Below are 12,283 nucleotides of genomic sequence, written 5' to 3' on the forward strand. Positions count from 1 at the left end.
CTTCTCTAAGCTATATCCTTGTTTTCTAAGTTCATAGATCTGAACTTTATCATCATAAGTTAATTTCATAATAAAAACACCCCAAAAGTTAGATTTTTTCTGTCTAACTTTTGGGGTGCAGTTCATTTTTTATTTATGATATGATTATACAAAAATGAAATAGAAAGGACAATAATATCATGAAAAAAATTTTATTGTCAACAGTTGCTTTATTAAGCTTAGTCGCATCTCTGCCAGCAAATAATCCAGTTTCTGCTCAAGAATAATCCTCTCAAACGACTTATAGTAAGTCAAGTGGAAGTTGGATAAAATCTGGTAGCCGTTGGTGGTATAAACATTCTGATGGTTCTTATACTACAAATGGATGGGAAAAAATAGGTAGCACCTGGTACTATTTTGATAGTGAAGGTTGGATGAAGACAGGTTGGATTAAAGAATATGGGAAATGGTATTATCTAGATGATAGCGGTGCTATGAAAACTGGATGGTGTTGGGTTTCTGGTAGCTGGTACTATTTAAATACTAGCGGTGTAATGCAAACGGGACTACAGACTATCAATGGCAAACAATACTATTTATCTAGCAGTGGGGATATGCAAGTTGGTTGGCACAATATAGGAGATGATACCTATTTCTTTGCTAATAGTGGCGAAAGCCGAAATATCAATCGTCGGGCTTTAGTTCTTGGTGAAACATCTACTCCAGCAGTACCTATCGCAGATGTTAATGCGATGGAAAAGGTATTTAGCAACCAAAACTTTAGCGAAGTTGTTCGCTTCCCAGATAAAACAAAAGCTGAGATTATTGCAAAAATGCAAGAACTATTTGAATCTTCTACCGAAAGTGATGTGAACTATCTTTACTTTACTTGTCATGGAGGAAGAGATGGAAGAATCTATATTGGTAGTGATAAAACAGCATTTTCTGGTTGGGAATTGGCGTCCATTTTGAAACAATACAAAGGTAAATTTGTTGTTATGTTGGATTGTTGTCATGCTGGAACAATTATTTCTAAAGATAATAAAGGTGAGGCCAATGAAGCAGCTTCTACGGAATATTTTGATACGGATGAGTTTGTATCAGGATTTTCTAATATGAATGGTGACGAAAAATCAGGTGAGATGATTGACTCTAAATTTTTAGTATTATGCTCATCAAGAGGTGCAGAATACTCTAGTGGTGGATCATTAAGTTTAGCGACTAAATATTGGTCTTTAGGTTCAGGATGGAATCCTCTACAGAATTCACAAGTATCTTTAGCAGCAGACCAAAATTATAATCGCAGAATCACATTAAATGAATTGTATACATACTCTCGTGAACAAGTTTTGAAACAAAATTCTAACCAGCATATTGAAGTTTATCCAGACAACAGTCAATTTGTGTTATTTAAGAAATAAGGGGGCGATAAAATGAAAGTATCAAAAAAAATTACACTATTTAGTTTGTCTTTGGCAGGTTTAGTTTTATTGACTCTACCTCAAGCAGGAAAGGCATTTGAACTTAAAGAAGACTGGGCTTTCAAAGGTGGAATTCGATACGAGAATGGGAAAGTCAGCAAGATTAATAATGGATATGAAGTAAATATTAAAGTGTTAGATTTACCTAGTACTAGCGAAATCGAATGGACAGTTAGATTGAATGGAGAAAAACAAAATACTAACTTCTTAGCGGAGGAAAGAACTGTATCTAAAACTGAAGATAAGGGACGTTTTTTACACTTTTATATTCCTTATGGATATCGTGGGGATATTGTAGTAGAAGCTAAGAGTGGAAATGAAGTGAAGACTTGGTCGACTAAAGTAGTTGACGATGTTGATTCAGATACTGCTAAGAGTGGCTACTTTGTTTTAAATGGTGACCAAATTTTAGAAAGTTCATGGGATTCTGTAAATGAGTCTTATATTGCAACGCTCCCAACTGTAACATCAGGAAAATCTGTTGTTGCTTGGCGTGAGGATGGAACTCTTAATTTAATCAAACCAGGAAAGATTACTCGGCAATATAATAGCAGTGGATCATATGTAAAACTTTCTCCAATCTTTGAAACTGCTAGCTGGCTAAGATCAGACCAAAACTGGTACTATCAAAAACAAGGCCAATTAGTTCAGAATGCTTGGGTTAAGGATAAGGGAACTTGGTACTTTATGAATGATAAAGGAGTCATGTTCAATCAAACTTGGCTCTATCAAGGTAGCAACTGGTATGCCTTTAAATCATCAGGAGCCATGATTGCTAGCAATTGGCTATATGATAATAACTCTTGGTATTACCTAAATGACTCAGGTTCTATGGCGACAGGTTGGATCAAAGATAGTGGATCTTGGTATTATCTAAACAACTCAGGTTCTATGGCGACAGGTTGGATCAAAGATAGTGGATCTTGGTATTATCTAAACAACTCAGGTTCTATGGCAACAGGATGGGTAAAAGATAGTGGATCTTGGTACTACCTTGCTTCATCAGGTAAGATGCTTCACAATACCTACACACCTGATGGTTACTATGTAGATGCCAGTGGCGCTTGGCAATAAATTTTAAACAGAGAAAATCTACTGAGAAGGTAGGTTTTCTTTTTTAGTTAATGAATATAGAATAAAGGAGATTAGAAATTTGGAATTTTTTCTTTATTGCTAACAATCTGCGTACAAAGATTAAACTTATTGTGAACCTTACTAGTAAGTGAAATGATAGGCAAAGAGTCTTAAAAATAAGAAAAAGGCATAGTCTCAGGTGTTGAAAAACTTGAAATTATGCGTTTTCTTGTGGGAAGATTTACTCCATTTTCTTCAGGAATTGAGATTTTGCCCATCTCTTTTTATTATATTTAAGGATATTTGAAAGATGTATTTTAGAAAAACAATTATGGAGTTCTTAATACGGAATATAGTATAAATGCTGATTCAAAGTGAAGTTTTATATGTTTTTTGCTTTTGTTGAGTATAAAACTATTAACTAAAGTCGAACTACAAAAATTAATTTAAGATGAAGTGAACTGTAGACTTTGGAAATGTCTCTTACTCGATTTCAGAATGAATTACTGATACGGGATTAAAAGAACTAAGTATTTCTTTTTGTTTTGAATGAGATACGTGAGTATAGATTTGTGTGATTGATATAGAACTATGTCCAAGAATTTGTTGAATATATCGAATATCTACATCACTATCTAGAAGCATTGTCGCAAAGCTATGTCTAAACATATGCGGTGTAATAGTTCTAGAAAAGTTATTTTGTTCAACGATTCTCTTTATTACTAAACGTACACTTTGCTCTGACAATGGTTTAAGTGAATGTTTCCCTGGGAACAAGAAATCATTGGATTCATTTCTTGTTTTATTTATATATGTTTCTAATAAATTGAATGTTTTTTGATCTCCTAAAAATAGGATACGTTCTTTCTTACCCTTTCCTATAATATGGAGTGTCTTATTGGAAAGATTAATATCTTTGAGATGAATGTGGCAAAGTTCAGAAATTCTGATGCCTGTTGAAAGTAAAAGTGAAATAATTAGTAGATTTCTTTCAGCGTGTTGTTTTTGATAATCAGTTTTAGATAGAACTACTCTCTGCTCTAAATATAAAAAAATACTTTTCAGAATGTCATACGGAATCGTTTTAGGCAATATTTTTTCAGTTCTAAATTGAAAACGCAATTGATTGAAGGGGTTCTCTTCAATTATGTTCTGGTATTTTAGATAGTTATAAAACACCTTCATACAAGCAATTTTTCTTCTTAATGTATTCGTTTTTATGTTAGATTGTGTCAAGTGTTCTATATAGGATTCGACATTATCATAGTCTGAGTTATAAAATTGCATAAGATCATTCTTATAAGCGCGAATCGTGTGTGAACTCAAACGCTTATGAGTTTTGCAATAATCTAAGTAATTAGAAATAAGTTTATAATCCATAAAAATCTCCTTTATCAATAATCATGCTATTATAAACCTATTTGAGTGCTTTGTATAGTGATAATAAATAGTTATCGGTAGGAGAAATTATGAGATTAGTAGTCATTTTAAATGTCAATCCAGATTCATCCATTCAAACAAAAATTATCGAAAACAGAGAATACACTCGCAATGAATTGAGAGATATTCTCTATAAAAGTTTTTCTAAATTTATTGATGAAATCATATTTTACGATAATTTTGAGAGATTCAAAAAAAGTGTTTTTAATCACCTAGACGATTTTGTGTTAAATTTTGATTTTGGCTATAACAGTCGAATTAGAAACATGAGTGTCCCAGCATTTTGTGAAAATTATAAAATTAAATATTTCAACCCAGACCCATATGTACAAGTTTTATGTCAAGATAAATTTATGACAGAGAAATTTGCAGAAAATTTTGGTATAAAAGTCCCAAAAAGTTTGTTAGTATTTGCTCATTCATACACTAAAGAAATTTTAGCGAACTTTGAATATCCAATTATTATTAAACCGAACTATGAATCAGAATCAATAGGAATTACACAAAACTCTATTGTTGAAAATATGGAACAGGCAGATATGGCCCTCAAACAATTAATGAAGGACTTTGATGGTATTCTAGTAGAGGAATACATTGAAGGAAGAGAAGTAGCTATTACTATTTTGGAAAATAAAGGAAAGCTATTTTTTGAAGAAGTTGAACTTATTTTTCCAGAATATAGTGAATTCAAGTATCAGGCTTATACCTCAGAAATTAAACAAAAAATCGGTGTAGAAATCGAAAAAAGTTGCTATTTAAGCGACAAAGATATTATCAACTTAAAGCAACTTTATAAGAACTTGTCTCCAAATAAATTGATACGAGTAGATGGTCGAATAAAAAATGCAGAATTTTATCTAATAGAGATCAATGCTAATCCTGGGTTATATCCAAAATCTGTTGTGCCTAAAACATTCAACATAAATGGCTATACGTACGATGAAATGATACAAACACTCTTTACTCATCATTTAAATTAAGGGGGAGTTTCCACGAAGTTTCATACATTAACTTCATTTTATAATCTGAGAAGTTTTTGATTTGATTATCAGCTAGTTTATTACAGTACATTTCGACCTTTTCAGAATTGTACATTCTATAATAATAATGGCAGAGGTTATAATAAATTTTATCAATAAATCTTTTAAAACCTGTCTCGTTTAACAAATCTTCTAATTCATACACAAGCATTTGACAATTAATATCTGCTATTTGGTCGCTTAGAATATAGTAAACTAGTAAATTATTATAAATTGCGAGTAAATCATATTGATCATATGCAGTTAGCTTAGCATTATTGAGCAGTTCTGGGATAGAGTTATCAATATCATTATTATGGAATTTAATGGTGGCTTCGTTATGAAGAATCATATGATTGTAAATAAGGCTGTCTCCAAAAAAATCTCTGGCTTTATTTAATTGCTCCTCTGCATCATTAATTTTATCATTGACCGCATACAAGTAAGACAAGTAAATAGCATTTAGACCAGAGAATTCTGCATTTTCTAGACTATAAATTCTACCTGAAATTTCCTCAACTTTCCTTAGTCGTTCAGAAAAGCTAAGCTCAAATACATTTGAAATTCTAATTAAATACGGGTAGTACGGATTATCTACTTGTAATTTAATATTTTCAAAGATTGTTTTAGCCTCATCTCTACGTTCTAATTGTATTAAGTTCATTAGTTTAATCAATGATAGTTTGAAAAATTGTGAGCTTTGTTCACTAAGATTCATAATATTTTCCTGAATGTATTTAATGGATTCAGGAAAATATTCACAACGATTTAAAATTAAGGACTTGGCAAATACTATGTCTGCCGTAACTTCTGTTGAAAGATTGATAAACTCTAGTGCCTCATAGTATAAATTTGCATCATAGGCTATTTTAGCTAGCGACAGTGCGAAGGAACTATCTTTCTCGATAAATCTCTGCCTATTTAAATAAAAAATTTCGAAATACTCTTTACGACCTTGTTGTGAATCAAAGTTTAATAAACGTTCCTGTATCTTAGGTAATATTAATTTAATTTGTAAGAAAAATTTTGAACAAATATAGTAATCAACAAGAGTATCTAAATAAACAAATTCATTTGTTTGAGATAGCTTTAAGTTAAGAAATCTGATGAGAATTGAGCCAACAAATGTTTTCTCTTTTTTGAAATAGGTTTCTTGTCTAATTACTTCTGATACAGAGTTTGATAGAAAAACGAAGTTTTCAACTTGGTCTAATAGCCCTTTTTCAAGAAGAAAATCGATATCTTCTTGGGAAAAAGTTTTATCAGTCTCTAACATGATTTCTCTTAAATCCGTAAGTGATAATTTTCTCTTTGTGTAGAATACAAAAAGTAAGAATACTAATTGAGTTTGAGAAATATTTTCAATAATCTGGTAAATGCTCTGTAATTTGGAAGCCTTATCTTCCTTCAAACGCTCAGAAAAATCTTTTAGTATTAAAGAGATTTCCGATAAATCTCCTTTTCTTATAGAATCCTGTAAAGTTGTAAAATTAATTTGTTCAGCTTGTAATGCTAACTGATTTGACAAAATATTTATGTATAGTTTAATGTGCTCATCGGAGAGTTTTTCTAATTGATATGTCCTCAATATTATGTTGCGACTATTTTTAAAACTATTTTCAACTTTTTTATCTGCACACTCAAAAATGAATAGACTTCCTTCAGATTTTTCACTCAATTTATTCAATAAATCGAGTGATTCTTGATCAATTACTGAGGCGTTTGGAAAATTGAAATATAAATTTTCATGATCTAGTACATATTTTGCGTATTCAAATAGATTCTCAGTTTGAGCTTTTAAAATAAAAGTTTCGTATTCTCTAGGATCAGGTATTAAAGAAGGCAAATTTACTTCAGAGATTATAGATTCTAAGCCATTTTCTTTAGATACCATTCCAATAAAAGCTTGACCAAAAAAAGAAGACATTTTTAATAGTAGTTGCAGGGCCTTTGAACTATTAATTTTTTTAGTATAGAATGCTTTAAAATCAAGATACCCATAGAACTGGCTTACTTTATCTAACTCAATTACAAAACGTCTAAATGTAGAAGAGTTTTCAGTGTCATCTAAATGAAGAATCTCAATAGGAGTTTGTGAAAAATGTTTTATAGTTTCTTTTATAAACTCCGACTTCCCTATACCTGAATTCGCTCTAATAATATAAACTTGACTTTTACCTGTTTTTAAATGTTGTTTATATTCATTTTGTATTTTTTCTAGTTCATCTCTACGATTTATAAATTCCATATTTTTATTTTCCTACCGATAACTATTTATTATCACTAGTATACCATAAATTCATCTTTAACAGTTTGATTTATATAATGATTTTTTAGTTAGAATTAAATAGCAAACTATAGTATTCGCCAACTATAGCTTAAAACTCTGTTTTGAAATTATATCTAATACTTTTGATTCAATTACACACTTACAACAAGGAGATATTTGTGTAGTTTGAAGGAAATAAGTACAAGTTTATTAGAAAAGCAACATTTTATAGAATTATCATGAAAAATTCTAATTTTAGAATTATACGTTCTATTGATTTAGAATCTGTTTTTTAATTTCTAAATGTTATAATAGTATTATCGAGTAAAAGAAGCATACCATGATTGGAAACAATATAAAATCCACACGAAAGGAACATGACCTGACACGTCCAGAATTTGCACGAATTGTAGGCATTTCAACAAATAGCCTTAGCAGTTATGAAAAGGGAACAAGTTTAATTTCAACAGAATTAATAGACAAAATTTGCCAAAAAATCAATGTATCGTATGTGAATATTGTTGGGAAAGAAAAAATATTAAATCCAGTGGGAAGATTATAAACTGACTTTAAAAAAAGAGATTGTTAAGAAACGTTGAACAAATCTCCTAACTCATCACTATTGTTATCAAGATAGCCAGAACCTCGTCTTTAATAATGAGAGCAATCACTGAATTGTAATGAGTGGTGCCTTATCTGATATGGTAAATACCAACATTTATCTGTTGACTACTTTAGAAGAGCTGGAGCGTTACAGAGACTACTTGGATGGTATTTAGATCATACTAGAAAACACCAGAAAATCGAATAGTAGCTTAATGAGTTTTTATGATATAATGAGGAGGAGTTTGCCCGTGCCTTAGCTTGCAATATTCACACACTGACGAAAGGCAAGAAAATGAGACAAAATCCAGTAGTTTTCTTTCTTAGCGAACTATAAAGAAAACTATCCATTGCATCAAGCTCAAAGAGTTTCAGGGCAATATAATCATTATTGAGGGTGATAGTTTTCGAGCGCAGCACCCACTATTCATCAAAGAGAGATTCTCCAAGACCAGTAGAAAGAGAAACATCATAGAACACTTCTACAGGAAAACGTGTCACAACCTTATCATGTGATTGTTGTGTTTGAAGTAATTCCCTGCGTACTCATCAACCTTATCTTAATTTTTTGAAGAGAGCTGAAGATAGGGAGCATAATCTTATATCCTGATTCAAAATAGGTTGTTGTATGAAGCTCTATTGATTTTTAATAGGTTGGAGAGTTCAGTTTGGGTATTCTACGTTCTTTAAGACGAATACTAGAAAACATAAGATAAAACTCCAGTTACTTTATTATGCAACAATTATGTCAAAAATTTTTCAAGATGTAAGGAAGAGATATATTTAAGGAGTTATTGGTTATTAAAGGTAGTGATTAAGTACAATTTATCACTAGTGTGATATAATTTTATTGAGCATGTTATGCTAATCAATGTTAGGAGATATGTATGATTTCTAGGATAATTTTACAAAATTTTAAACGTTATAAAAGAGTTGATTTTATTTGTAACTCAGAAGTTAACATTTTCGTTGGAGAGAATGGTGCAGGAAAGTCGACGTTATTGTATGCTGTTGGATTAGTGCTGAGTGGAAGTCATAGTCAGATTGAGAGAAGTAGTTTGGCTAGTATCATTAATCAAGAAGCGATTTTAGATTTTATGGGAACAAAGGATATCAATCAGCTTCCTGAGGCCTTTGTCGAAATTTATTTTGATGAATTATGTACTGAAATTTCCTCTAACTTCAATATTGAAGGAAAGCATAACTCTCAAAAAATCAAAGCTTTTGGACTTTCATTAAAAATAATTCCCGATCAAGATTATATATCTGAAATTACTTCTGTCTTAAATGATAGTAACTGGACAGTCTTTCCATTTGAGTTCTATAGAGTTGAATTTTTGACATTTTCAGGGAAACCCTACTCCTCGTATAATAAACCGTATAAGTTTCTACATTCGATAATAAATACAAGTCTTATTGATACACAACAAGAAATTCAAAAACGCATCCATGAGGTGTATTTAGAAAATATATCAGCTGAAAATAGAGCATAAGTTAATCATCAATACAGGATAAATTCATTTAATTTTTTAAAGACTTTAAGGAAGGATGAACTGTTGAAGGAGAATGCTTCAGAATTCCAACTTCATTTTGACGAATCAGAAAATTCATTTAGAAATTCAGTATCAGCTGTAAAAAATGGTGTAGATATAAAAAATTTAGGTCAAGGAGAAAAAGTATTATTAGGTGTTGAAAATGCATACAGTCATCTCAAGGAAACGGTTAAAATACTACTTATTGAGGAACCTGAGAATCATTTGAGCTTCCAAAACCTCCAAAAATTAGTTAGAATGCTAAGTTCAAAAACAGGTGTTCAAGTTTTTATTGGGACTCATTCAAATATGATTGCTTCAAGATTGGGTGTAGATAATCTTCTTTTTTTAGATAATGGTCAGATATCTAAACTTAAAGGTTTGAAAAAAGATACTGTAAGATTTTTCAAAAAATCTACTAATCAAAATTTATTGAACTTCTCTCTAGGTAAGAAGATAATTCTTGTTGAGGGGAATGCTGAGTATATTTTAGTAGAGAAGTTTTTCGAAATACTCCACTCCAAAAAGCCTGAAGAATTTAATGTATCAATTATTTCTGTAGATGGATTAAGTTTTGAGAGGTATTTAGAAATTGCAACCAACTTTACTGATAAAAAAGTAGCAGTTATAACGGATAACGATGGTGATTATGAAAGTAAAGTACAGTCAAAATATAGTTCTTATCAACAATTCCAAAATATAAAAGTTTCCTCTGATTTAGATAATGCTAATCGAACATTTGAATTATGTATTTATAATAATAACAAGGATTTGTTAGATTCTTTTGGTTTAACTAAATCTAAAGATTTATTAGGATATATGCTTAGGGAGAAGGCTGAATTTGCATTGCGATTACTAGAAAAAATGGAGACTGATCATAGAAGTGACGAATTTATTATACCTGATTACATTAAAGAGGCGATTGAATGGATAATAAAAGATTAATTCATGCCGTTGCTGGAAGTGGCAAAACAACTAAAATAATTGAAAGTATTAATCCTCAAAAAAGAAATCTTATACTTACGTATACAGAGACGAACCAGAATACAATCAGAGAAAAGTTGATTGACAAATTTAGCTTCATCCCTGAGTCTACTTTTATTTTTGGTGTTTTTGAGTTTCTATATAGTTTTTGCTTAGTGCCATATTTAGGGAAACGACCAAAAGGAATAAATTTTGATTATGAGCCTCAATGGAAATTTGATAACACTACTATAGATAATACTGGAAGAATTGTTCAGAATCAACTTTCTAAATCTCTATTAAGGGGTTCAGTAATTTATAAGAGGAAAGAGATTGGATTTGATAATTCATATTTGGATAGAATTGATAAATTTTTTGATTGTATTTATGTAGATGAGTGTCAGGATTTTGAGTCAGATGATTTTGATTGGCTTTTAAGTTTAAGTAATCTTAATGCAGAAGTATTTTTATTTGGAGATTTTTATCAAAAAACCTTTAGTACTTCAAGGCGAGCTAATAAAGGAAAAGGGATCCATTCGAGTTTTGAGAATTGGATAAAAGTTCTTTCTGATTCAGGATATGAAATTGATTTGTCAAGTTTATCAAAAAGTTATCGTTGTCCAAAAATAGTTTGTGACTTTATTGTTGATAATTTAGCTATTGAAATTTTATCACAGCGAGAAGAAAAGCTTCCTGCCGAAATTATTCTCATAGACTCAAAGGATAAAATAGAATCAATAATGACAAATGATAACGTTATGAAACTTTTTTATCAAAAATCTTATGATTATGATTGCAAGAGTCAGAATTGGGGGGATAGTAAAGGCTCTGAATATGACAATGTTTGTGTAGTATTAAATCAAACAACATATAAATTATTCGCAGCTGATCGCTTGAATGAACTTTCTTCACAAACCAAAAGTAAATTTTATGTTGCGTGTACACGTACGAGGGGAAACCTATATTTTGTAAATCAAAAAGATATCATTGATTATAAGAAGATAAAGTAAAGGAAATATTATGACAGAACAGTTTTTAAACATACCATTTGTAAGTTATTTTTTAACTACAAATAATCATGATAATCCAAATTTTATTGAGAGAGACACATTCTCCTATCGTTTTAATAGGAACATTGTGACTCATACTCAATCAAGGTATTTAGTTGCTCATATACCTAAAAGTTTTGAAGAGTTAGTTCTTCCTTGGCCTCTATCCTCATTTGTTGAAGAACCAAATTATATTACGGAATACATAAACATAGAGCTGTTAATTAAGAATACAGAGGGTATTATAGATTTAATTAAACAAACTCCTTTAGGCTGTGTTTTCATTCCTGAAGAATTAAAAGATCATCCTATTATTGAACAAATACAAGAAACAACACTACCTGTGATTTTTTTAACAGATGGAGTAGATATTTCTTTCAGCAAACTACAATTGATTGTTGAAAAAAATAGCATTAATGCTAGTCAGATATTAGATAATAAAGTTACAATCTCTGATAAAACAAAAATTGAGCCGATTAGCATACCTCATAAGCACTTTTTGCGACCTTTAGAGATTGCAATCAATCGTAATAGAGGTTTGTACCTATCTATATTTGAAAATAGGCAGGAACCAAAACCATTTGATAACCCAACAACAGAAGGAAAACTAGTGGCAGAGGAACAAGCGATAAGTGATTTGAAATATTATTTAAAGCTCCTAATTGCAGAAAAGTATATCATACATCTTGCAAAACATGAAAAAGGAATTGATTCTTTGATTGAAATTATAAGGAAATGGGATGATTCAATAGATACTGCAGATTTAGACTTGGATATTCTTGAAAAATATTTTTTGAATCTATCGGATTATTTTTTTGAAAAATTTGACGAAATAGTTTATCGTACAGATATGGTATTTGTGTTTCCGCTTTCT

Annotated in this window: 7 protein-coding genes and 4 pseudogenes; 8 read left to right on the top strand and 3 right to left on the bottom strand. The window is 30.6% G+C overall.

Annotated features, from left to right (window positions below):
* Positions 1-69, bottom strand: a pseudogene (locus GEZ85_RS08620) (transposase); the annotation flags it as partial.
* Positions 70-179: 110 nt separating this feature from the next.
* Here GEZ85_RS08620 and GEZ85_RS08625 point away from each other — a divergent pair.
* Positions 180-1,400: pseudogene (locus tag GEZ85_RS08625) on the top strand (caspase family protein).
* A gap of 12 nt (positions 1,401-1,412) precedes the next feature.
* Entirely contained in the window at positions 1,413-2,534 is a 1,122-nt protein-coding gene (locus GEZ85_RS08630) for an N-acetylmuramoyl-L-alanine amidase family protein (protein ID WP_153210191.1), read from the top strand.
* Positions 2,535-3,017: 483 nt separating this feature from the next.
* On the opposite strand, the gene GEZ85_RS08635 is transcribed toward GEZ85_RS08630, so the two are convergent.
* Positions 3,018-3,914, bottom strand: a complete 897-nt coding sequence (locus GEZ85_RS08635) for a tyrosine-type recombinase/integrase (RefSeq protein ID WP_153210192.1) — start codon at positions 3,912-3,914, stop codon at positions 3,018-3,020.
* Between the two features lie 89 nt (positions 3,915-4,003).
* Here GEZ85_RS08635 and GEZ85_RS08640 point away from each other — a divergent pair, with 89 nt between their 5' ends.
* The gene (locus tag GEZ85_RS08640) at positions 4,004-4,954 is read left to right on the top strand and encodes an ATP-grasp domain-containing protein (RefSeq protein ID WP_153214830.1); all 951 of its coding nucleotides are present in this window, start codon (positions 4,004-4,006) and stop codon (positions 4,952-4,954) included.
* On the opposite strand, the gene GEZ85_RS10245 is transcribed toward GEZ85_RS08640, so the two are convergent.
* Positions 4,935-7,241, bottom strand: coding sequence for a hypothetical protein (locus tag GEZ85_RS10245; protein ID WP_194251545.1), 2,307 nt, complete (start codon positions 7,239-7,241; stop codon positions 4,935-4,937). The two genes, GEZ85_RS08640 and GEZ85_RS10245, sit on opposite strands and share 20 nt — an antisense overlap.
* A gap of 361 nt (positions 7,242-7,602) precedes the next feature.
* Here GEZ85_RS10245 and GEZ85_RS08650 point away from each other — a divergent pair.
* From GEZ85_RS08650 to GEZ85_RS08665, 5 genes and pseudogenes are all read left to right on the top strand, one after another.
* Positions 7,603-8,041, top strand: a pseudogene (locus tag GEZ85_RS08650) (helix-turn-helix domain-containing protein).
* A 711-nt stretch (positions 8,042-8,752) separates the two neighbouring features.
* Positions 8,753-9,358 carry an ATP-binding protein gene (locus tag GEZ85_RS10410; protein ID WP_228113629.1) on the top strand — a complete coding sequence of 202 codons (606 nt, stop codon included), beginning with the start codon at positions 8,753-8,755 and terminating at the stop codon, positions 9,356-9,358.
* A 63-nt stretch (positions 9,359-9,421) separates the two neighbouring features.
* Positions 9,422-10,342 carry an ATP-dependent nuclease gene (locus GEZ85_RS10415; RefSeq protein ID WP_228113630.1) on the top strand — a complete coding sequence of 307 codons (921 nt, stop codon included), beginning with the start codon at positions 9,422-9,424 and terminating at the stop codon, positions 10,340-10,342.
* A complete protein-coding gene (locus GEZ85_RS08660; protein WP_153210052.1) occupies positions 10,324-11,370 on the top strand; it encodes an RNA helicase in 1,047 nt (348 codons plus the stop codon). The genes GEZ85_RS10415 and GEZ85_RS08660 overlap by 19 nt, the downstream gene beginning before the upstream one ends.
* A 10-nt stretch (positions 11,371-11,380) precedes the next feature.
* Positions 11,381-12,283, top strand: a pseudogene (locus tag GEZ85_RS08665) (hypothetical protein); the annotation flags it as partial.

The sequence above is a fragment of the Streptococcus mitis genome (assembly GCF_009496205.1).
Taxonomy (GTDB): domain Bacteria; phylum Bacillota; class Bacilli; order Lactobacillales; family Streptococcaceae; genus Streptococcus; species Streptococcus mitis_BN.